The sequence below is a fragment of the Streptomyces sp. NPDC058051 genome (assembly GCF_042885475.1).
GTDB lineage: Bacteria > Actinomycetota > Actinomycetes > Streptomycetales > Streptomycetaceae > Streptomyces.
Genome location: NZ_JBHVRW010000011.1, coordinates 62,454 through 81,938, shown reverse-complemented (window position 1 = coordinate 81,938; position 19,485 = coordinate 62,454). Strand labels below are relative to the sequence as shown.

At 70.7% G+C, this 19,485-nt stretch carries 23 protein-coding genes and 3 tRNA genes; 18 read left to right on the top strand and 8 right to left on the bottom strand.

Features of this window, described 5'->3' with window-relative positions; genetic code table 11:
* Positions 1-20 precede the first annotated feature (20 nt).
* The 4 genes from ACFVUT_RS19035 to htpX all read left to right on the top strand — a co-directional run bounded on the left by ACFVUT_RS19035 (position 21) and on the right by htpX (position 4,817).
* A complete protein-coding gene (locus tag ACFVUT_RS19035) occupies positions 21-1,571 on the top strand; it encodes a NuoM family protein (protein WP_389652944.1) in 1,551 nt (516 codons plus the stop codon).
* Complete coding sequence (locus ACFVUT_RS19030; RefSeq protein WP_389652400.1) at positions 1,568-3,199, top strand: NADH-quinone oxidoreductase subunit N; 1,632 nt, start codon at positions 1,568-1,570, stop codon at positions 3,197-3,199. The genes ACFVUT_RS19035 and ACFVUT_RS19030 overlap by 4 nt, the downstream gene beginning before the upstream one ends.
* 97 nt (positions 3,200-3,296) lie before the next feature.
* A complete protein-coding gene (locus ACFVUT_RS19025) occupies positions 3,297-3,761 on the top strand; it encodes an MscL family protein (RefSeq protein WP_389652397.1) in 465 nt (154 codons plus the stop codon).
* Between the two features lie 192 nt (positions 3,762-3,953).
* Positions 3,954-4,817 carry a zinc metalloprotease HtpX gene (gene htpX, locus ACFVUT_RS19020; protein WP_389652394.1) on the top strand — a complete coding sequence of 288 codons (864 nt, stop codon included), beginning with the start codon at positions 3,954-3,956 and terminating at the stop codon, positions 4,815-4,817.
* Between the two features lie 350 nt (positions 4,818-5,167).
* On the opposite strand, the gene ACFVUT_RS19015 is transcribed toward htpX, so the two are convergent.
* Complete coding sequence (locus ACFVUT_RS19015; protein WP_389652391.1) at positions 5,168-5,569, bottom strand: YccF domain-containing protein; 402 nt, start codon at positions 5,567-5,569, stop codon at positions 5,168-5,170.
* Between the two features lie 157 nt (positions 5,570-5,726).
* On the opposite strand from ACFVUT_RS19015, the gene ACFVUT_RS19010 reads away from it, so the two are divergent.
* Positions 5,727-6,017, top strand: a complete 291-nt coding sequence (locus tag ACFVUT_RS19010; RefSeq protein ID WP_389652388.1) for a hypothetical protein — start codon at positions 5,727-5,729, stop codon at positions 6,015-6,017.
* A 106-nt stretch (positions 6,018-6,123) separates the two neighbouring features.
* On the top strand, positions 6,124-6,396 hold the full coding sequence (locus tag ACFVUT_RS19005; protein WP_389652385.1) for a GlsB/YeaQ/YmgE family stress response membrane protein: 273 nt from the start codon (positions 6,124-6,126) through the stop codon (positions 6,394-6,396).
* A gap of 50 nt (positions 6,397-6,446) precedes the next feature.
* On the opposite strand, the gene ACFVUT_RS19000 is transcribed toward ACFVUT_RS19005, so the two are convergent.
* From ACFVUT_RS19000 to ACFVUT_RS18990, 3 genes are all read right to left on the bottom strand, one after another.
* Complete coding sequence (locus ACFVUT_RS19000; RefSeq protein ID WP_389652382.1) at positions 6,447-7,121, bottom strand: alpha-ketoglutarate-dependent dioxygenase AlkB family protein; 675 nt, start codon at positions 7,119-7,121, stop codon at positions 6,447-6,449.
* Between the two features lies 1 nt (position 7,122).
* Positions 7,123-7,632 carry a methylated-DNA--[protein]-cysteine S-methyltransferase gene (locus ACFVUT_RS18995; RefSeq protein ID WP_389652379.1) on the bottom strand — a complete coding sequence of 170 codons (510 nt, stop codon included), beginning with the start codon at positions 7,630-7,632 and terminating at the stop codon, positions 7,123-7,125.
* 355 nt (positions 7,633-7,987) lie between these two features.
* Positions 7,988-8,191 (bottom strand): hypothetical protein, encoded by a 204-nt coding sequence (locus ACFVUT_RS18990; RefSeq protein ID WP_389652376.1) that lies wholly within the window; start codon positions 8,189-8,191, stop codon positions 7,988-7,990.
* Positions 8,192-8,645: 454 nt separating this feature from the next.
* On the opposite strand from ACFVUT_RS18990, the gene ACFVUT_RS18985 reads away from it, so the two are divergent.
* Together ACFVUT_RS18985 and ACFVUT_RS18980 are read left to right on the top strand one after the other, a co-directional pair.
* The gene (locus tag ACFVUT_RS18985) at positions 8,646-9,389 is read left to right on the top strand and encodes a hypothetical protein (protein WP_389652373.1); all 744 of its coding nucleotides are present in this window, start codon (positions 8,646-8,648) and stop codon (positions 9,387-9,389) included.
* Positions 9,390-9,400: 11 nt separating this feature from the next.
* Positions 9,401-9,955, top strand: coding sequence for a GNAT family N-acetyltransferase (locus ACFVUT_RS18980; protein ID WP_389652369.1), 555 nt, complete (start codon positions 9,401-9,403; stop codon positions 9,953-9,955).
* Positions 9,956-10,131: 176 nt separating this feature from the next.
* On the opposite strand, the gene ACFVUT_RS18975 is transcribed toward ACFVUT_RS18980, so the two are convergent.
* Positions 10,132-10,620: a YajQ family cyclic di-GMP-binding protein gene (locus tag ACFVUT_RS18975; protein ID WP_389652366.1), complete on the bottom strand. Its 489-nt coding sequence runs from the start codon at positions 10,618-10,620 to the stop codon at positions 10,132-10,134.
* A 215-nt stretch (positions 10,621-10,835) separates the two neighbouring features.
* Between ACFVUT_RS18975 and ACFVUT_RS18970 the strand changes: the two genes are divergently transcribed.
* Positions 10,836-10,917 (top strand) — tRNA-Tyr (locus ACFVUT_RS18970).
* Positions 10,918-11,010: 93 nt separating this feature from the next.
* Complete coding sequence (locus ACFVUT_RS18965) at positions 11,011-11,460, top strand: DUF523 domain-containing protein (protein WP_389652363.1); 450 nt, start codon at positions 11,011-11,013, stop codon at positions 11,458-11,460.
* An 83-nt stretch (positions 11,461-11,543) separates the two neighbouring features.
* Here the strand turns inward: ACFVUT_RS18965 and ACFVUT_RS18960 are convergent, their stop codons facing one another.
* On the bottom strand, positions 11,544-12,200 hold the full coding sequence (locus ACFVUT_RS18960) for an SDR family oxidoreductase (RefSeq protein ID WP_389652360.1): 657 nt from the start codon (positions 12,198-12,200) through the stop codon (positions 11,544-11,546).
* Positions 12,201-12,234: 34 nt separating this feature from the next.
* Positions 12,235-13,530 (bottom strand): amidohydrolase family protein, encoded by a 1,296-nt coding sequence (locus ACFVUT_RS18955; RefSeq protein WP_389652358.1) that lies wholly within the window; start codon positions 13,528-13,530, stop codon positions 12,235-12,237.
* A gap of 318 nt (positions 13,531-13,848) precedes the next feature.
* On the opposite strand from ACFVUT_RS18955, the gene ACFVUT_RS18950 reads away from it, so the two are divergent.
* The 8 genes from ACFVUT_RS18950 (at position 13,849) to ACFVUT_RS18915 (ending at position 18,737) form a co-directional block, all read left to right on the top strand.
* Positions 13,849-13,921, top strand: a tRNA-Thr gene (locus ACFVUT_RS18950).
* A gap of 45 nt (positions 13,922-13,966) precedes the next feature.
* Positions 13,967-14,039: transfer RNA gene (locus ACFVUT_RS18945), tRNA-Met, on the top strand.
* 89 nt (positions 14,040-14,128) lie between these two features.
* A complete protein-coding gene (rpmG, locus tag ACFVUT_RS18940; protein ID WP_003956487.1) occupies positions 14,129-14,293 on the top strand; it encodes a 50S ribosomal protein L33 in 165 nt (54 codons plus the stop codon).
* A gap of 103 nt (positions 14,294-14,396) precedes the next feature.
* A complete protein-coding gene (locus ACFVUT_RS18935) occupies positions 14,397-14,849 on the top strand; it encodes a MaoC family dehydratase N-terminal domain-containing protein (RefSeq protein ID WP_389652355.1) in 453 nt (150 codons plus the stop codon).
* Positions 14,849-15,277 (top strand): MaoC family dehydratase, encoded by a 429-nt coding sequence (locus ACFVUT_RS18930; RefSeq protein ID WP_389652352.1) that lies wholly within the window; start codon positions 14,849-14,851, stop codon positions 15,275-15,277. Before ACFVUT_RS18935 ends, ACFVUT_RS18930 begins: the two co-directional genes overlap by 1 nt.
* Before the next feature lie 204 nt (positions 15,278-15,481).
* Positions 15,482-16,030, top strand: coding sequence for a TetR/AcrR family transcriptional regulator (locus ACFVUT_RS18925; RefSeq protein ID WP_389652349.1), 549 nt, complete (start codon positions 15,482-15,484; stop codon positions 16,028-16,030).
* Positions 16,031-16,104: 74 nt separating this feature from the next.
* Entirely contained in the window at positions 16,105-17,535 is a 1,431-nt protein-coding gene (locus ACFVUT_RS18920; RefSeq protein ID WP_389652346.1) for a DHA2 family efflux MFS transporter permease subunit, read from the top strand.
* A 146-nt stretch (positions 17,536-17,681) separates the two neighbouring features.
* A complete protein-coding gene (locus tag ACFVUT_RS18915; RefSeq protein WP_389656113.1) occupies positions 17,682-18,737 on the top strand; it encodes a UDP-N-acetylmuramate dehydrogenase in 1,056 nt (351 codons plus the stop codon).
* Between the two features lie 104 nt (positions 18,738-18,841).
* Here ACFVUT_RS18915 and ACFVUT_RS18910 read toward each other — a convergent pair whose 3' ends face one another.
* Positions 18,842-19,477 (bottom strand): NAD(P)-dependent oxidoreductase, encoded by a 636-nt coding sequence (locus ACFVUT_RS18910; RefSeq protein WP_389656091.1) that lies wholly within the window; start codon positions 19,475-19,477, stop codon positions 18,842-18,844.
* Positions 19,478-19,485: the final 8 nt, after the last annotated feature.

Below are 19,485 nucleotides of genomic sequence, written 5' to 3'. Positions count from 1 at the left end.
TCGATATCAGCGCATCCGTGATGCAGTTCCTTCTCGCGTTCATCGTCGTGATCCCGCTCATCGGGGCCGCTGCGGCTCTCCTGCCGGCCCCGCCCGGACTGAAGGGAACCGGCCCCGACCAGGCCGTGCTCCGCCACGGCGTGACCGTCACCGGCGCGATCCTCCTCGCCACGCTCGTGCTCGCCGCAGGCTTCGACCACGACCACCCGTCGAAGATGCAGGCGACCACCGACATCAGCTGGATCCCGGCGCTCGACGTCCGCATCCACCTCGGCATCGACGGCATCTCGCTCCCCCTTCTCGTCCTGACCGCGCTGCTGACCTTCCTCTGCGCGCTCTACAGCTACTTCAAAATGCCCCAGGGCCCCTCCCCGAAGGGCTTCGTCGCACTCGTCCTCCTCCTGGAGTCCGGCACCCTCGCGACCTTCGCCGTCCTCGACCTGCTGCTGTTCTTCCTGGCGTTCGAGATGGTGCTCATCCCGATGTACTTCCTCATCGCCCGCTGGGGCGGTGCGCAGAAGCAGGCCGCCGCCTGGAAGTTCATCCTCTACACGCTGCTCGGCTCGGTGATCATGCTGCTGGGTCTGCTCCTCATCGGACTGAAGAGCGGCACCTTCGACATGGTGGCACTCGCCACTGACAACGGCCGTGGGCTCACCTCGTCCGTGCAGGTCATCGCCGTTCTGGCGATCGGTGTCGGGCTCGCCGTGAAGACCCCCATGTGGCCACTGCACAGCTGGCTCCCCGACGCCCACACCGCCGCCCCGACCGTCGGCTCGGTCCTCCTCGCGGGCGTCCTGCTGAAAATGGGCACGTACGGATTCGTCCGCATTCTGCTCCCCGTCGCCCCCGACGGGATGCACACCTTCGCGCCCTACCTCGCCGCCTTCGCGGCCGTCGGCATCGTCTACGGATCACTCGCCTGCCTGGCGCTGGCCCGCCCCGGCTCCAAGGGCGACCTCAAGCGCCTGATCGCGTACTCCTCCGTCGGGCACATGGGCTTCGTACTCCTCGGCATCGCGAGCATGACCCCCACCGGAGTCAACGGCGCACTCTTCGCCAACATCGCCCACGGCCTCATCACCGGCCTGCTGTTCTTCCTCGTCGGCGCGGTCAAGGACCGGTACGGGACCGCTGACCTCGACACCCTCTCCGGCGCCACCGGCGCCGGACTCTACGGCCGGGCGCCCCGCCTCGGCGGCCTCCTCGCCTTCGCCGCCGTCGCCTCGCTGGGCCTCCCCGGGCTCGCCGGGTTCTGGGGCGAGATGCTCGCCCTGTTCGGCTCCTTCGACCCCGCCGACGGCCTCAGCCGCCCCGCCTTCCTCACCTTCATGTCGATCGCCGCGTTCGGCACCCTGCTCACCGCCGCGTACATGCTGATCGTCGTACGCCGCGTCTGCATGGGCGAGAAGCGGCCGGAGCCGCAGCAGATCGCCGATGTCCAGACATACGAGTTCGCCGCCTGGACCCCGCTCGTCGCCCTCACCGTCCTCGCCGGTCTGTGGCCCGCCGTCCTCCTCGGCCTCACCGATCCGGCCGTGCAGAAGCTCCTCGCAGGAGGCAAGTCGTGACCACAGCCGTCGTCACCCCGGGCGTCGTCACCGCAGCGGCCGAGAGCACCACCAGCCTCGTCCAGTCCATCGACTGGCTCGCGATCGCGCCCCCGGTCGTCGTCGCCGCCGTCGCCGTGATCGTGCTGGTCGCCGACCTCTTCCTCACCGAGCGACGCAAGCCCCTCCTCGGCTGGGTCACCGTGGCCGCCCTCGTGGCCGCACTCGCCCTCCTCGTACCGCTGCGCGCCGGAGACCGCTCCACCTTCTGCGTCACCGCGGCCACCACCGGGACCGGCACCACCGGGGCCTGCAGCTACACCGCCGACCACTTCGCCCTCGTCATCCAGGCCCTCGTGCTCGGCGGTGCGCTGATCACCGCCCTGCTCTCCTTCGGCGACACACGCAGACTCCCCGCGGGCGAGTTCTGGTTCCTGCTGCTGTCCTCCGCGTCGGGCGCCGCACTCCTGCCCGCCGCCCGCGACCTCGCCACCCTCGTCGTCGCCCTCGAAGTCGCCTCGCTGCCCGCCTTCGCCCTCGTCGGCATCAAGCGCGGCGACCGGCGGTCCTCCGAAGCGGCACTGAAGTTCTTCCTCTCCTCCGTCGTCGCGACCGCCGTGATGCTGCTCGGCGTCAGCTTCGTGTACGCCACCACCGGCACCCTGCACCTCACGGAGATCGCCGCCCGGCTCGACGACGTACCCGGCCGGCTCGACACCCTCGCCGAGGCGGGGGTCGTCCTCACCCTGGTCGGCTTCGCCTTCAAGACAGCCGCGGCGCCCTTCCACTTCTGGGTTCCCGACACGTACGTCGGCGCACCCCTGCCGGTCGCCGCCTACCTCTCGGTCGTCGGCAAGGCAGTCGGCTTCTCCGGCCTCATCCTCGTCACCGTGATCGCGTTCCCGGCGTACGCCGACGTCTGGGGACCGGCCCTCGCCGTCCTCGCCGCGCTCACCATGACGACCGGCAACGTCGCCGCGCTGCGCCAGAACTCCACCCGCGCCCGCAGCGCCGTACGCCTGCTCGCGTGGTCGTCCGTCTCCCAGGCCGGCTACCTCCTGGTGCCGATCGCCGCCGCCGCGTACTCCAGCGACCGGCACGTCGGTTCCACCGTCGCGTACGCCCTCATGTACGCCGTCGTGAACCTCGGCGCGTTCGCGGTCGCCGCGCTCGTCGCCCGTACGAACCCCGGAAACCGGATCTCCGACTACCGCGGCCTGTACGCCACCCGTCCCTTCGCCGCGCTCGCGATGGCCTTCTTCCTGCTCTGCCTGGCGGGCCTGCCACCCGGCATCATCGGCCTCTTCGCCAAGGTCACGGTCTTCTCGGCGGCCGTCGACGCGGGACTCGGCTGGCTCGCCGTCGTCATGGCCGTCAACGTCGTGATCGCGCTCTACTACTACCTGCGGTGGACCGCGGTGCTCTTCCGCGCCCCGGAAGAGGCCCCGGCGGGGGCAGCCACGGCGGAGAAGCCGCCGACCGGCAAGGCCCCGGCGGAGGAGCCGCCGACCGCGGCGACCCCCGCTCCCATCAGGCATCGCGCCCCGGCCTCCCTCACCGCTGCGATCGCCCTCACCGCCGTCCTCGGGGTCGTCCTGTCCGGCGCCCCGCAGACCGTCCTCAGGTTCGCCGCCGTGAATCTCTTCTGATGTGCGCAAGATCGGTTTGCCCGGGACGGCCCGCACAGTGCATGGTCGTGGCCGAGCATCTCCACACGCGTACGCATGTCCCAGAGGAGCGAGAGCAGTGCTGAACGGGTTCAAGGACTTCATCCTGCGTGGAAACGTCGTCTCCATGGCCATCGGACTGGCCGTCGGGGCCGCGTTCACCGCAGTCGTCACCGGATTCAGCACCGCCTTCATCACGCCGCTGATCGGTCTCGCGACCGGTTCCGTCGGCGACTTCAGCTCCGCGCGGTTCTCGGTCGAGGGCACCATCTTCCCGTACGGGAAGTTCCTGGCCGCCGCCATCGCCTTCCTGATCACCGCAGCGGTGCTCTACTTCGGCGTCGTCGTCCCCATGAGCAAGGTCCAGAACCGGTTCGCCAAGGCGGACGACAAGGACAAGGTCGACATCAAGGCCGCCGTACGCGACTGCCCCCGCTGCTACACCGAGATCCCGGCCATCGCCTCCCGCTGCGCCCACTGCACCAGCGAGATCAAGCCGGACCCCGAGGCCCTGACGCTCGCCGGCCTCCCCGCCCAGCGCTGACCCGTACGCGCCGGTCCGTACGGCCTGCCCGGGGCCCGATGCGGCCACGGTCCGCCGTGCGGACCGCCATCCTGTGGCGGCAGTCACAAGGGAACTAGCTCTCCCCGCCTGGCGTTGACCAGTACGGGAGGCTCCACTGAGGAGTGGAGACCACCAAAGGGTTCCCCTGCCGCACCACTTGGAGGGCGTACCGTGCACCGTCGGCACAACGGGCTGAAAACCGCCGTACTCCTCGGGGGCCTGTCCGCACTCATCATCGTCATCGGAAGCTTCTTCGGACGTACGGGCCTGATCATCGCGCTCCTCGTAGCCGTCGGCACCAACGCCTACGCGTACTGGAACAGCGACAAGCTGGCCCTCCGGGCCATGCGCGCCCGCCCCGTCAGCGAATTCGAGGCGCCACAGCTCTACCGCATGGTCGGTGAGCTCTCCACCACCGCACGCCAGCCCATGCCCCGGCTGTACATCTCTCCGACACAGGCGCCCAACGCCTTCGCCACCGGCCGCAACCCGCGCAACGCCGCGGTCTGCTGCACCGAGGGCATCCTCCAGATCCTCGACGAGCGGGAGCTGCGCGGCGTCCTCGGCCACGAGCTGAGCCACGTCTACAACCGCGACATCCTGATCTCGTCCGTCGCCGGGGCCCTCGCCTCCGTCGTGATGTTCCTCGTCAACTTCGCCTGGCTGATCCCGGTGGGCCGGTCCGACGACGACGAGGGCCCCGGCATCATCGGCATGCTGCTGATCATGATCCTCGGTCCGCTCGCCGCCTCCGTCATCCAATTGGCCGTAAGCCGCTCCCGCGAGTACGCGGCGGACGCCTCGGGTGCCCAGCTGACCGGCGACCCGCTGGCCCTTGCCAGTGCCCTGCGGAAGCTCGACGCGGGAACGAAACAGCTCCCGCTGCCCCCCGAGCCGAGGATCGAGACCGCGAGCCACATGATGATCGCGAACCCGTTCCGCCCCGGCCAGGGCATGTCCAAGATGTTCTCGACGCACCCGCCGATGGCGGAGCGCATCGCCCGGCTGGAGCAGATGGCGGGGCGCCGCCCCTGAGGGCGGCCGAGAGGGCCTGAGGGCGGCCAGGGGAAACCACGGGGCCCGAGGGACAGCTGGCGGAGCCGTGAGACACGGCTCCGCCTTCGCTGACCCCCCTCGGCCGGAGCTTCGCCCGGGCAGCGGGAATCAGCCGTCACGCAGGCCGGGCCGGGCGGATCAGCCGTCGCGCAGGCCGGGCCGGGCGGATCAGCCGTCGCGCAGGCTGGGCCGCGCGGATCAGTCGTCGCGCAGGCCGGGCCGCGCGGATCAGTCGTCACGCAGGCCGGGCCGGGCGGATCAGCCGACCGCCGAACCGCCCGGCCGGGCTGCCTGACCCGAGCGGGCCGACCGGTGCGGGACGTTCTGCGTCACCGGCTTCCGAACGCCTCGTCGGTCGTGACCACCTCACGCCCCAGCGGCATGAGGGAGATGGGGATCATCTTCAGGTTCGCCCAGCCGAAGGGGATGCCGATGATCGACACGAACAGCGGGATGCTGGTGAGCAGGTGCCCCAGCGCGAGCCACCACCCGGCGAAGACGAGCCAGATCACGTTGCCCACACAGGAGGGCGCGCCCGCGTCGGGCCGTTCCACGGTGGTCCGGCCGAAGGGCCACAGGACGAAGCCCGCGATCCGCAGGGACGCGATGCCAAAGGGAATCGTCACAATCAGGATGAAGCAGATGAGTGCCGCGACCGCGTAGCCGAGGGCCATCCAGAAGCCGCAGAACACCACCCACAGGATGTTGAGGATCAACTGAAGAGGCTTCATGATCACTACGCTCCGTCTCGTACGTCCGTCGGCCCCGCCCGGTGCCAGTATCAGGCCCGGACGCCGCGAGCCGGAACCGGAGAAGGCCGGAGGGGCGGTCGTGGTCCCGGCGCACGGACCGACGGGGATTGTCAGTGCCGTCGTCCACTATGAACGCATGAACGACACCGAGCAGTTGCTCGCAGCCGCGCAGAAGACGGCACACACTGCGCCGCGGTGGGCGGAGTACCCGTTCGACGCCTTCGGCGGACGGCGGGGCAGCGAACGCACCACGGTGCTGCTCTTCGAGCCGAACGCCGACGAACCCGAACACGCCTGTTATGCGGACCGGTCCGACCGCGCCTCGTGGCTGCGCGGTTGGCTGGACGACACCGCGTGGTACTCCGAGGAGTCCGAGGACGAAGAGGCCGGCCTGCAGCCCTGGCCGGATTTCAGCGCCCGCGTATGACCCGGGGCGAGCGGTGTGCGGATTGTTCGCGGACCGCGCGCTGCAACCGCCCGACCGCCGGAAACGTCTTGGATTCCAAGAACGAGTGACGGGTAGGTTCGCACGCATGAGCATCATTGGTTGGATCATTCTTGGACTGCTTGCCGGAGCCATCGCCAAGTTCCTGCTCCCGGGGCGTGACCCGGGCGGCCTGATCGGTACCACCGTCATAGGAATCATCGGCGCCTTCCTCGGTGGCTGGATATCGTCGCGCTTCCTCGACCGCCCGATCTCCAACGACTTCTACGACACCGCCACTTGGGTCGCGGCCATCGGCGGTTCGCTGGTCCTGCTGATCCTCTACCGGCTGCTGTTCGGGAATTCCCGCGAACGCCACTGACGCCGGTCGGCTCCCGGGGTGCCCGGCCCGGTCCCGCCGGAGGTGCCCCGTCAGGTCTCGCCCGGGGCACCCAGGCCGGTCTCGCGCAGGGTGAGATTGAGCCGGCCACGGCTCAGCCCTGTCGCGGGGTCAGCCGTCCCGGGGAGAACCTTCGGCACACCGTGGAACGCGAAGCGTGAAGGGCCGCCGAACACGAACAGATCGCCGGAGGCCAACTCCACGTCCGTGTAGGGCTTTGTACGGTTCTCCGTGTTCCCGAAGCGGAAGACACAGGTGTCGCCGATGCTGAGCGACACCACGGGAGCACCGGACCGCTCCTCCTTGTCCTGATGCATCCCCATCCGCGCGTCACCGTCGTAGAAGTTGATCAGAGCGGTGTCCGGCGCATACGACCGGGCCAGGCTTGCGTCCTCCCCGTACGCCTCGGCCAGCGCCTCCCGGCCCAACTCCGCCAGCCATGGAGGGAACGCGGCGACCCGCGCACCGTTCACGTCGTCGGCCGTGCGCGAGTACCGGTACGGCTGCCAGTGCCACCCCAGGCAGACCGTCCGCACGGACATCACCCCGCCGCCCGGCAGCACCGTGTGGCGCAGGGGCACAGGCCCCCGTGCCCACTCCCGGCAGGCCGCGACCAGCTCCCGCTGCCGTTCCTGCGAGAGCCACTCGGGCACGTGCACGGCCCCCGGCGCGACGACGGCCCGCGGCCGCGGAAAGAGTCCGGACATCTCAGCGCACCGCCAGGGCGCTTTCCAGCTCCAGAAGCTGTTCCTTGCGCTCCACACCGCCCGCGTAACCCCGCAGGGCCCCGTCCGCGCCGATCACCCGGTGGCACGGGCGCACGACCAGCAGGGGATTGCGGCCGATCGCCGTCCCCACGGCCCGCACGCCCGCTCCCGGTGTACCGATCCGTTCGGCGATCTGCCCGTAGGACACGGTCTGCCCGTACGGGACGGTGTCCAGCGCCGCCCAGACCCGGCGCTGGAAGGCGGTGCCCGTGCCCTGCGCGTACGCGATGTCGAAGCGGGTCCGCCGCCCCGAGAAATACTCCTGCAACTGCGCGGCGATCCCCGCGAAGGCCCCCGGTGCGTGGACCCAGCCCTCCCCGACGACCGCGGCGCCCTTCTGACCAGGCAGCGAGAGCGAGGCGAGCGCGACTGCGCCATCGGTGCCGATGACTTCCTCGCCCACCAGCAGCAGTTCACCCAGCGGGCTGTCGACCGTTGCGTACATGGTCATGACGCGTCCCTCTCCTCGCCCCTCGTGCCGGAAGCCGACCGAATCGTCGTCCGACACGAACAAGTCTGCGCCCCCCGCCGCACCACGACCGGCGGTATTCGGACATCACATCCCGGGTGCGGGCAGGGCAGCACATCCCGCGCCACCCCGCCCCCGCCCGGAAGGCACAGGACCTGACGGGGTTCGCCGAAGACCTACCGGTAGTTCGCGAACTTTCGCCTGCGCCCTGACCTCTTGGGAAGACTCGCCCATGTCTCGGCCCGACGTCTCCCTGCCGGACCAGTCTGCCCCTTCGCCCTGCCTCGGGGAGGGGCAGGGCAGGGCAGGTTGGTCAGTGGCACTTCGGCCCCTGCCGCTATGGCCCGGCCTCGTGGGGGCGGCGGCGGATGAGCACGTAGCAGTCGCTGAAGACGGTGCCCCGGTCCGGGCCGGTGGCGCCGTGACCGCGCGCGACCAGCCGGGCGCACTCGGCGCAGCCGGGGGCCGCGTACCGGTCGAGGCGCCGCCGTGGGAACAGGGCGTCGGCCGAGGTCTCGGCAGGTTCGTGCATCGTGGCCATGGGCTGTCGCCCTTCACCTGGAGTCGGACGGAGTGGTGGGCGTCGAGGTCGGGACACAGCGGGCACACCGGCACGCCGGAAAGACATCCGTCAGGGGCGCCGGGGGACGCTCCGCATCGGTCGGGACCGGTACGTGCAGCCGGCCCCGCTCCCTGGTGACCCGCCCGGTTCGCGCCTCCCCATCGCGTGACCGTGGCCGCGCCGATCGGCCACCTTGGTGACGTGAAGAGGAGAACCTTCGTCGCCGACGCGGGCGCCCTCGCCGCCGGGGCGATGATGCCCGCCGCCCAGGCAGGGCCGCGGGTGGGGGCTGCTGATCTCGGGCGGCTGCGGAAGCGGCTGGACGGGCTGTATCAGACAGACCACACCCAGGGCAGCCTGCCGGCGCGCGCAGGCGGATCGCATCGAAACGGAGATCACCAACGCGTTGGGGCGCGCGTCGTACATTTCGGCGGTGGGGCGGGAACTGCAAAGGATGCTCGCCGAACTGCACGGTCATCGGGCCTGGTACGACTACGACGGCGGTCGGATCACCGAGGGCAGGGCGGCCTGCATGGAAGCCCTCGCCGCCGCGCAACTCGTGGACGACCCGTTGCTACAGGTCTCCGTGCTGGAAACCCTCGTTCTCCTGGCGGTCACGGCCGATCGGGCGTGGGAGGCGGCGAGTGCCGTCGAGAACGCGTTCCGCCTGGCGACGCGGGCCGGGGCCGGGGCGACCGTTCACCTCGTGATCGCTCTCCGGGGCGCCAACGTGGCTACCCATGCCGGTGATCTGACCGGCGCACGCCGGGCACTCAGCCGGGCGGTCCAGTACCAAGGGCGCACCGACTCCGACACCGATGTGCCCCATTGGGCCCGGTTCGCGGGTCCGTTCGAGGTCGATTACGCGACGGCCGACATGTACGTACGGGCGGACAGGCCGAAGCAGGCCGTGCCGTTTCTGCGGGCCGCCGTGGGCGGCATCGGCGGCGGCCTGGCGCGGAACAGCGCGTCGTACCGGGTCCGATTCGCCGGTGTGCTGCTCGCCGCAGGGGAGGTTGAAGAGGCGTGCGCCGAGGTAGACGGTGTGCTGGACACGTGGGGCGGTATCGCCTCGCCCCGCTTGCTCGGCAAGGTGCGCGATTTTCAGTGCGCGGCGGCCAACCTCGGCAGTGGGGCGGCGCGTGAGTGCGTCGCGCGCATCCACGCGACCATCTGAGAAGGCACTGGATGAGCCAATCACCCGCGATCACCGTCCGCCGGCTCGACGGCCGGGCCGCCGCGGAGGCCGAGGCGGCATTCCGCACGGTCTACGCCGAGGCGTTCGCGGAACCGCCGTACGAGGAGACCGAGGCGCAGGTGTCGGCTGCGTTCCGCCGCTTCTGCTCCCAGACCCGCAAGGAAACGTTGACGGGCGCCCTCGCGGCCACGGAGGGCAGCGAACCCGTCGGCATGGCCTACGGCTACCCCCTCAGCCCGCAAACGGGATGGTGGGACCGGCTGACCGCCCCGGTTCCCGAGGACCTGCGCCGCGAGGACGGGCACCGCACCTTCGGCCTCATGGAACTGGCCGTGCGCGTCGCCTGGCGCCGACAGGGGATCGCCCGCCGTCTGCACGACACCCTGCTGGCCGGTGTCGAGGCCGAACGCGTCCTGCTCAACGTCCACCCGGACAGCAAGGCGGCCGCTGCCGCGTACCGAACCTGGGGCTACCGCAAGATCGGCGAGGCCCAGCCCTGGCCCGGAGCGGACCCCCACGACGTGATGCTCCTCGACCTGCGCTGACAGCTTCCCGCGCGGCGGGGGCATCGACCGGTCGATCACCTCGACACGTCCACCCACCTGTGGCCGGACGAGGAGGACGCAACGAGGGCAGCCGCCGAGGCGGGTCTCGGCGATGTGCCCCCGTTGTGCCCTGCCGAGCTCGCCTGGAGCTGTTTCCGCAGGTCAGAGATTTATGCTCAGCGGTAGTTCGCGAACTGCACGGCGAAGTCGAAGTCCTGGCTCTTCAGGAGTGCCTGCACGGCCTGCAGGTCGTCGCGGCTCTTCGAGCTGACCCGCAGTTCGTCACCCTGGACCTGCGCCTTGACGCCCTTCGGGCCCTCGTCGCGAATGATCTTCGCCACCTTCTTGGCGTTCTCCTGGGAGATGCCTTCCTCGATGGTGGCGAAGATCTTGTACTCCTTGCCGGACAACTGCGGCTCGCCCGCGTCCAGCGACTTCAGCGAGATGCCGCGCTTGATCAGCTTGGACTGGAAGATGTCGAGGATCGCCTTGACCCGCTCCTCGCCGTTCGCCTCCATCAGGATCTTCTCGCCGGACCAGGAGATCGAGGCGCCGGTGCCCTTGAAGTCGTAACGCTGCGAGATTTCCTTGGCGGCCTGGTTGAGGGCGTTGTCGACCTCCTGCCGCTCGACCTTCGAGACGATGTCGAAACTGGAGTCGGCCATGACGTGTGGCTCCTTGTATCGGGGGTGCTGGGAAACGGGGTGCATACGGGCGGTTGCGGGCCTGTCGGCCCCGCGTCGCCGATCAAAGCCTAGCCACCCACGCCCGATCGAGCCGCTGATCAATCCAGTGGCGTAGCACCCCCGGGCATCAGGTATCGTTTACGTCGTTGCCAGGGAGCGCCGCCGAAAAAGTGGTTCTCATGGCAGCAATCCCCGGCGGTGTGCCCGAGTGGCCAAAGGGAGCAGACTGTAAATCTGCCGGCTCAGCCTACCCAGGTTCGAACCCTGGCGCCGCCACATAGCAAGGCCCTTGTCCCCAGGACAGGGGCCTTCTCTGTTTCCGCCGTGGGAGCCGTTGTTTCTGCCGGGATCGTGAAGAGGCTCGTGAACATGGAACCCGTACTCGTCAGCGCCTGTCTGCGCGGCGTTCCCTGCCGCTTCGACGGTCGGGGCAAGGCGTCTGCCGCGGTGGCCGAGGCCGTCGGGGACCGTCGGCCCGTCCCTTTCTGCCCCGAGGTCGCCGCCGGGCTGCCCACCCCGCGGCGCCCCGCCGAGATGGTCGGCGGTGACGGCCACGACGTGCTGGACGGCCGGGCCCGGGTCGTCGACGACACCGGGCACGATGTGACGGAGGAGTTCGTGGACGGCGCCCGGAGGGCGCTGGAGGCCGCGCGCCGGACCGGATGCACCGAGGCGCTGCTGATGCCGCGCAGCCCATCCTGCGGGCGCGGCACGGTCCATGACGGTACGTTCACGGGCGAACTCCACGCGGGCGACGGCGTCACCGCCGCCCTGCTGGAGCGCCACGGCATCACGGTCCGCCCGGCGCCCGGCGTCTGAAACCATTGCGCGCCTCGCCGCGCCGCCAAGCCCCGCCCGCGCCCCGATCTGCCCCGCGCGCCGTACCGCCGCCCGGACCGGCTTCAGTTCCCCGCGACGTCCTTCACGGCGACCGCCAGCGGTACGTTCCCCGAGATCAGTTCCAGGGTCAGTCCCGCCGTCGCCGGGGTGTCCAGCAGCTCCAGCAACGCCGCCGCCACGTCGTCGCGCGGCACGGGGCCGCGGCCGGTGGAGGCCGTCAGGAGGACGCTCCCGGTGCCCGCGTCGTTCGTCAGCATGCCGGGGCGCAGGATCGTCCAGTCGAGCGCGGACCTGGAGCGCACGTCCGCGTCCGCGGCGCCCTTCGCCCGCAGATAGGCGTCGAAGACCTCGTCGCCCGGGTGGTCGGGGTCGGCGCCCATCGACGAGACCACCACATACCGCCGTACGCCCGCCTGTTCCGCCGCGTCCGCGAACAGCACCGCCGCGCCGCGGTCCACCGTGTCCTTCCGTTCCGAGCTGCTGCCCGGGCCCGCGCCGGCCGCGAAGACCGCAGCGTCGGCGCCGCGCAGCACCTGCGCCACCTCCTCGGCGGAGGCCGATTCGAGGTCCAGGACGACCGGCTCGGCGCCTGCCGCCCTCAGGTCCTCGCCCTGCTCCGGATTCCGGATGACGCCTACGGCTTCGTCCCCTCGCGCGGCGAGCAGCCGCTCCAGCCGCAGTGCGATCTGACCATGTCCACCTGCGATGACAATGCGCATGCTCACGACCGTACGCCGCAACGCGCCGTGGCGCTCAGGGCCCGCCGCAGGGGCCGGAATCCGGTCGGCCCTGGCGCGGCAGGCCGAGGGCGACCACCGTCTCCGAATCGCAGTACTCGCGCACCGCGCTCGTCCGCGTGACCACCCGGCCGCGATGCACCACGACCCGGCTGTACGCGAGTGACAGCACACCCGAGAGCTGCTCTCCGCGGACGGCCAGCAGCTCGGCCGGGAAGCCCGCCTCGACCCTGACCTCGGGCAGCCCCATCGCCCTCCTCGCGGCCGAGGAGACCGTCTCGTACGCCTCGTCGGCCCGCAGCCCGTTCTGCGAGGCCAGCAGGTAGGCGGCCTCCAGCGGATCCCCCCGTCCTACGGGGTTCGCCACGTCCCGCAGCGCTCCGCTGCCCGCCGCGACCCGCACCCCGGCCGTGCGCAGCAGCCGTACGGGGGCGGTGCCCCGGCCCTCCACCCCGCAGCAGCCGCCCTGGGGGAGGCAGATCACCGTCAGTCCGGCCGCGGCGACCTGGTCGGCGACGCGGGCCGCCGCCTGCGGGGGGAGCCGGGAGAGGCCGGCGCACGGGCCGATGGAGACGCCGGGCCGCAGCCCTCCCGCCATGGCGGCCAGCCGGCCGAGCCTGGCCGGGTCGTCACCGTCCGTGTGCAGATCGACGGGGCAGCCCTGTTCGGCGGCGATCTCCAGGACGGCTTCCGTGTACCCCGCCGGATCCGGATCGAGGTCGGGGCAGCCGCCGACGGCGCCGACTCCCATCTTCACCGCGTCACGCAGCATGGCCAGGTTGTCGGCGCCCGCGACGCCCGTGAGGAGCCGGGGCACGGCCACGGGGATCAGCTCGGCGAGCCCGCGCAGCGACCGGCGGGCCTGCAGCACGGCTTCGAGCGCGGTGAGGCCCCGCACGTCTCCGATCCGTACGTGCGCGCGCAGTGCGGTGGCGCCGTGCCCGAGCTGCAGCAGGGCCGCCTCGACGGCGCGGCGCTGGATGTCCTCCGGACGGTGCGACACGGGCCCCGGACTGTCGGGGCCCGCGCCGTGCGCGGTGAGCGCGGTGTCGCTGTGGGCGTGGGGCTCGGCGGGGGCGGGGAGCAGCAGATAGCCGCGCAGGTCCACCCGGGATCCGGGCGTGGCCAGACTGCCCGCGGTGCCGACGGCCTCGATACGGCCGCCACCGAGCCGCACGTCCACGACGCGGCCGTCGGTGAGGCGGGCGCCGCAGAGCACCAGGGAGCCGGACTCGGCGGTGGCGGGTCCGCCGGTCGCGTCGGCCGCGTCGGCGGCGTCGTCGTCCGGCTGCCGCGGCTGGCTGTCGGGCATCGCGCTCGCTCCTGGGAAGGGGGAGAAGATCACACAGAGTGAGTCGAGCCTAGGGGCGTGTTCGGTCCGGTTCGAGGAGGAGCGAAATAGTCGTACCGGCGTGGCCCTGAGGGGTGCCCGGGGTACGCGTGTACGGCTGGGGCTGTGGCGGCCGGTGTGAGTGCCGAGGCGCGGTTCACTCGGCTGGTGAGCGGCCTGGTGAGCGGCCTGGAGGGAGGCCGGCCCAGGGATCGGCGGCGTCTCGGTCGAGGGTGCCGTCCGGGGCCCCGAAACGGATTTGGGCGAACGGCGACCAACCGTGTAATGTCTTCATCGCTCGCCCCAATAGCTCAGTCGGTAGAGCGTCTCCATGGTAAGGAGAAGGTCTGCGGTTCGATTCCGCATTGGGGCTCTGGTGATCGGGAAACCCCGCTTCGGCGGGGGGATCCGTCATCAAAGCGGTGTAGCTCAGTCGGTAGAGCAAGCGGCTCATAATCGCTGTGTCACCGGTTCAAGTCCGGTCACCGCTACTTACGGTAGCCGATTGTGGGGTCGGTCCTTCGATCGGCTACTCTTTTTTGCGTTCATCCGTCCATCCGTCCGTCCAAGGAGCACTCACGTGGCTGCCACCGACGTCCGCCCGAAGATCACGCTGGCCTGCGTGGAGTGCAAGGAGCGGAACTACATCACCAAGAAGAACCGGCGCAACAACCCGGACCGTCTTGAGATGAAGAAGCATTGCCCGCGCTGCAACTCGCACACGGCGCACCGCGAAACGCGCTGAATCAGGCTCGTACACGAGGCCGTCCCCACTGGGGGCGGCCTCGTGTCGTTGTATGGGGGCTGTCCTTCGGCCTTTTCATCTTTCATCAGGAGGTTGCGAGCACATGGCGCTCGACCAGTCCTTCGTGGGGCGGATCTATCCGCCCACCCCGCCGTACGAGGTCGGCCGGGAGAAGATTCGCGAGTTCGCCGAGGCGGTGGGCGACGCCAATCCGGTGTACGTCGATCCCGAGGCCGCCAAGGCGCTCGGCCACAGTGACGTGATCGCGCCGCCGACGTTCGTCTTCTCGATCACCTTCCAGGCCGCCGGCCAGGTGATCCAGGACCCGCAGCTGGGCCTGGACTACAGCCGTGTGGTGCACGGTGACCAGAAGTTCACCTACGTGCGCCCGGTCCGGGCGGGGGACCGGCTGACGGTCACCTCGACGATCGAGGGCATCAAGTCCCTGGCGGGCAACGACGTCCTGGACATCCGTGGCGAGGTCCACGACGAATCCGGTGAGCATGTCGTGACCGCGTGGACGAAGCTGGTGGCGCGCGCCGCCGAGGAGGCGTGATGACGGCGAAGGTCGCTTACGAGTCGGTCGAGGTCGGTACGGAGCTGCCGCCGCAGTCCTTCCCGGTGACCCGGGCGACGCTGGTGCGGTACGCCGGTGCCTCCGGTGACTTCAACCCGATTCACTGGAACGAGAAGTTCGCCCAGGAGGTGGGACTGCCGGACGTGATCGCGCACGGCATGTTCACCATGGCCGAGGCCATCCGGGTGGTCACGGACTGGGTCGGTGACCCCGGTGCGGTCGTCGAGTACGGGGTGCGGTTCACCAAGCCGGTCGTCGTGCCGAACGACGACAAGGGGGCCCTGATCGAGGTCAGTGCCAAGGTGGCGGTTCTGCTGGACGACAAGCGGGTGCGGGTGGATCTGACGGCCATGAGCGAGGGCAAGAAGGTGCTGGGCATGTCCCGCGCCGTGGTGCGGCTCGGCTGAGACCGCCGGGCAGGGGTAGGGGGCGCTGTCCTCGCCAGGGGCGCTGTCCTCGGGGCGGAGCCCTCACCCCGCTCGCCCGTCGAAGGGGCTCCTTCGTCCGTGTGGCTCCCTCGTTTGTACGGCCCGCCGCTCGACTTTGTACGGCCCGCCGCTCGACGCTTGACCAAGTTAGTGATTGAGTACTAACTTCAGCGCATGGTGAGGATGAGTGCAGAAGAGCGGCGCGAGAGCGTCATCCGTGCGGCGATCACCGAGTTCGCGCGCGGCGGTTACGCCGCCACCTCCACCGAGGTGATCGCCAGGCGCGTGGGGGTCTCGCAGCCGTACCTCTTCCGCCTCTTCCCGAACAAGCAGGCCATGTTCCTCGCCGCCGCCGAGCGCTGCCTCACGGACACCCGGAAGGTCTTCTCCGACGCGGCCGAAGGCCGTGAGGGCGACGAGGTGCTGCACGCCATGGCCGAGGCGTATCAGCGCCTGATCGTCGACGACCCGGACAAGCTGCTGATGCAGATGCAGATGTACGCGGCCATCGCGGCGGCCGAAGCGGCGGGGGACCACGAGTTCGGCGAGTCGGTCCGCGCCGCCTGGCTGCGGATGTGGGACGAGATCCACCTCGCGCTCGGCGCCGATCTCGACGAGACGACGTCATTCCTCGCGTACGGAATGCTCATCAACACCCTGACCTCGCTCGGCTTCCCGGTCGACCATCGGATCTGGTCAGGGTTCTACGACTCGGCCAAACCGGCTGACTGAACAGTGCGACCCGGGTTCCGCCCGGTTTTCTGCCCAGAGAACTTAGTAACTGATAACTAACTCCAGGGGGAGCAGTGAACCAGCGCACAGCGGGCCGCTCAGGAGCGGTCTGGGCCCTCGTCATCACCAGCGTCGCCGGATTCATGGCGGCCCTCGACAACCTCGTCGTCACCACCGCCCTGCCCTCCATCCGCACGAGCCTCGGCGGTGAACTGGCGGAGCTGGAGTGGACGGTGAACGCGTACACCCTCACCTTCGCCGTCCTGCTGATGTTCGGCGCGGCCCTCGGCGACCGGTTCGGCCGACGCCGGCTCTTTCTTGCCGGGCTCGCCGTCTTCACCGGCGCCTCCGCCGCGGCGGCGCTCTCGTCCGGGATCAACGAACTGATCGCCTTCCGGGCCGTCCAGGGCGTAGGTGCGGCGATCATGATGCCGCTCACGCTCACCCTGCTCACGGCCGCCGTGCCGCCCGCCCGCCGCGGTGCCGCGCTCGGAATCTTCAGCGCCGTCACCGGCCTGGCCGTGGCCAGTGGGCCGCTGATCGGCGGCAGCCTCACCGAGCACCTGTCCTGGCAGTGGATCTTCTGGCTGAACGTCCCGGTCGGTCTGGCCCTGCTGCCGCTGGCGCGACTGCGCCTGACGGAGTCGTACGCGCCGGACTCACGGCTCGACATACCCGGCACGCTCCTGGTCAGTGGCGGGCTCTTCGGCATCGTCTACGGCCTGGTCAACGCCAACTCCGACGGCTGGACCAGCCCCACGGTCCTCACCGCCCTGTTCGCCGGCGCCGCACTCATCGCCGGGTTCGTCCTCCACGGCTTTCACGCGAAGAACCCGATGCTGCCCATGCGGCTCTTCCGCAGCCGTGCGTTCTTCGGGATCAACATGGCCGGTCTGCTGATGTTCCTCGGGATGTTCGGGTCGATCTTCCTGCTCAGCCAGTACTTCCAGGGCGTGCTGGGCTACTCGCCCACCGAGGCCGGTCTGCGGATGCTGCCCTGGACCGGAATGCCGATGCTGGTCGCGCCCGTCGCGGGGATGCTCTCCGACCGGTTCGGCGGCCGGCCCGTGGTCGTGGCCGGGCTCGTTCTCCAGGCCGCCGGCCTCGCCTTCTTCGCGATGGCCCTCGGCCCCGACGCCTCGTACGCCTCGCAACTGCCCGGCCTGATCGTCGGTGGCGTCGGCATGGCCCTGTACTTCGCGCCCGCCGCCAGCCTCGTGATGTCCAGCGTCCGCCCCGCCGAGCAGGGCATCGCCTCCGGCGCCAACAACGCCCTGCGCGAGGTCGGCGGAGCCCTCGGGGTCGCCGTGCTCGCCACGGTCTTCTCCTCGCAGGGCGGTTACGCATCCCCGCGGGCCTTTACGGACGGGACTGTTCCGGCGGTGTGGATCGGCGCCGGCGCGGTGGCGCTGGCCGCTCTCGTCGCCCTGCTGATCCCCGGCCGCCGCAGCGTCTCGGCCACGCCGCCCGAGCCGGCCGGGGAGCGTGCCCTGGCCGCAGCCTGAGCCGCGGTCCCGTGTGCACGGTCCGCGGATCTGTCTGAGTCGCGGACCTGTGTGCACGGTCCGCGGGCCTGTCTGAGCCGCGGCCCCGTGCGTACGGTCCGCGGCCCCGCCCGAGCGGCGGGGCCGCGGACCGTACTCTTGTCCCCGTGCAGGAACTCCACGACGCCCCCCTCGCCCCCCTGACCACCTTCCGGCTCGGCGGCCCCGCCGCCCTCCTCCGCACGGCGACGACCGACGCCGAGGTGATCGAAGCCGTCCGCGAGGCCGACGAGAACGGCACCCCGCTCCTCGTCATCGGCGGCGGCAGCAACCTGGTCATCGGCGACAAGGGCTTCGACGGCACTGCCCTGCGCATCGCGACCAAGGGTTTCGCCCTGGACGGTACGACGCTGGAGCTGGCCGCGGGGGAGGTCTGGACGGACGCCGTCGCCCGTGCCGTCGAGGCCGGGCTCGCGGGAATCGAGTGCCTGGCCGGAATCCCCGGATCCGCGGGTGCGACGCCGATCCAGAACGTCGGCGCCTACGGCCAGGAGGTGTCCTCCACCCTCACGGAGGTCGTCGCCTACGACCGGTACACCCGCGAAACCGTCACCATCCCGAACGCCGCGTGCGCCTTCTCCTACCGGCACAGCCGCTTCAAGGACGAACCCGACCGCTTCGTGGTGCTGCGTGTCCGCTTCGAGCTGGAGGACGCGGGAGGTATGTCCGCCCCCCTGAAGTACCCGGAGACGGCCCGCGCCATGGGCGTCGGACACGGCGAGCGCGTGCCCGTCGCGGCGGCCCGCGAAACGGTGCTCAGGCTCCGCGCCGGCAAGGGCATGGTGCTGGACCCGGAGGACCACGACTCCTGGTCGGCGGGCTCCTTCTTCACGAACCCGATCCTGGAGGAGGCGGAGTACGAGGCGTTCGTCGCCCGCGCCAAGGACCGGCTCGGTCCCGAGGCGACGCCCCCCGCCTTCCCCGCGGGCGGGGGACGCACCAAGACCTCCGCTGCCTGGCTCATCGACAAGGCCGGTTTCACCAAGGGGTACGGCACGGGACCGGCCCGTATCTCCACGAAGCACACCCTCGCGCTCACCAACCGCGGCGACGCGACCACCGAGGACCTTCTCGCGCTCGCCCGGGAGGTCGTCGCCGGGGTCCAGGAGGCATTCGGCGTCACGCTCGTCAACGAGCCCGTGACGGTCGGCGTGAGCCTGTAGCGGGCGCGCCGCTCGCCACGCCCACGCCCTGCCGCCCCGCCCGCTCGCCACACCTCCGCCCTGTCGCCCCGCCCGTACGCCGTGCCCCCGCCCTGTAGCGCCGATCAGTACGCCACGCCCACGCCCTGCTTCACCGCCGCCGGATCGTCGATGAGTGCCAGCATCGCGTGCGCCACATCGGCCCGGGAGATGGAGCGGCCGCTGCGCGGGTTTCCGCCGTGGACCGTGCGGTACTTCCCGGTCAGCGGACCGTTGGTGAGCTTCGGGGGCCGCACGGACGTCCAGTCCGTCGCGCTTCGGGCCAGCGCGGCCTCCATCCGTGTCAGGTCCGCGTAGACCTCCTTGAGGATCGCGCCGATCCCCTTCCGCACGATCCGGTCCAGCAGTGGATCGTCCGCGCACGCGGGACCGACCGGAGCGGCACTGACCACCAGCAGCCGCCGCGTCCCCTCGACCTCCATCGCCCGCAGCACCGACCGGGTGAGCCGCTCGGCGATCCCGTCGGCCTTCCGGCCGTGCGAGCCGAGCCCGGAGAGCACCGCGTCCCGCCCCGCCACCGCCTCGCGCAGCGCCTCCGGGTCGTCGACACACGCGGCCGTGTGCACCTGTACGTCGGAGAGCGGTACGGGCAGCCGCGCCGGATCGCGGACCACCGCCGTCACTTCATGGCCGGCCGCCACTGCCTGGCGGACGATCTCCTGACCGATGCCGCCCGTCGCACCGAACACCGTGATCCTCATTGCGCACC

What these genes read in the sequence shown, in the direction of transcription:
- ACFVUT_RS18980 (WP_389652369.1), top strand. Translation starts at nt 9,401, where the DNA reads ATGAGCCAATCACCCGCGATCACCGTCCGCCGGCTCGACGGCCGGGCC.
- ACFVUT_RS19005 (WP_389652385.1), top strand. Translation starts at nt 6,124, where the DNA reads ATGAGCATCATTGGTTGGATCATTCTTGGACTGCTTGCCGGAGCCATC.
- ACFVUT_RS19035 (WP_389652944.1), top strand. Translation starts at nt 21, where the DNA reads ATGCAGTTCCTTCTCGCGTTCATCGTCGTGATCCCGCTCATCGGGGCC.
- ACFVUT_RS18955 (WP_389652358.1), bottom strand. Translation starts at nt 13,530, where the DNA reads ATGCCCGACAGCCAGCCGCGGCAGCCGGACGACGACGCCGCCGACGCG.
- ACFVUT_RS19000 (WP_389652382.1), bottom strand. Translation starts at nt 7,121, where the DNA reads ATGTCCGGACTCTTTCCGCGGCCGCGGGCCGTCGTCGCGCCGGGGGCC.
- ACFVUT_RS19015 (WP_389652391.1), bottom strand. Translation starts at nt 5,569, where the DNA reads ATGAAGCCTCTTCAGTTGATCCTCAACATCCTGTGGGTGGTGTTCTGC.
- ACFVUT_RS18995 (WP_389652379.1), bottom strand. Translation starts at nt 7,632, where the DNA reads ATGACCATGTACGCAACGGTCGACAGCCCGCTGGGTGAACTGCTGCTG.
- ACFVUT_RS18965 (WP_389652363.1), top strand. Translation starts at nt 11,011, where the DNA reads ATGGAACCCGTACTCGTCAGCGCCTGTCTGCGCGGCGTTCCCTGCCGC.
- ACFVUT_RS18925 (WP_389652349.1), top strand. Translation starts at nt 15,482, where the DNA reads ATGAGTGCAGAAGAGCGGCGCGAGAGCGTCATCCGTGCGGCGATCACC.
- ACFVUT_RS19010 (WP_389652388.1), top strand. Translation starts at nt 5,727, where the DNA reads ATGAACGACACCGAGCAGTTGCTCGCAGCCGCGCAGAAGACGGCACAC.
- ACFVUT_RS18935 (WP_389652355.1), top strand. Translation starts at nt 14,397, where the DNA reads ATGGCGCTCGACCAGTCCTTCGTGGGGCGGATCTATCCGCCCACCCCG.
- ACFVUT_RS18930 (WP_389652352.1), top strand. Translation starts at nt 14,849, where the DNA reads ATGACGGCGAAGGTCGCTTACGAGTCGGTCGAGGTCGGTACGGAGCTG.
- ACFVUT_RS18910 (WP_389656091.1), bottom strand. Translation starts at nt 19,477, where the DNA reads ATGAGGATCACGGTGTTCGGTGCGACGGGCGGCATCGGTCAGGAGATC.
- ACFVUT_RS18960 (WP_389652360.1), bottom strand. Translation starts at nt 12,200, where the DNA reads ATGCGCATTGTCATCGCAGGTGGACATGGTCAGATCGCACTGCGGCTG.
- ACFVUT_RS18975 (WP_389652366.1), bottom strand. Translation starts at nt 10,620, where the DNA reads ATGGCCGACTCCAGTTTCGACATCGTCTCGAAGGTCGAGCGGCAGGAG.
- ACFVUT_RS18990 (WP_389652376.1), bottom strand. Translation starts at nt 8,191, where the DNA reads ATGGCCACGATGCACGAACCTGCCGAGACCTCGGCCGACGCCCTGTTC.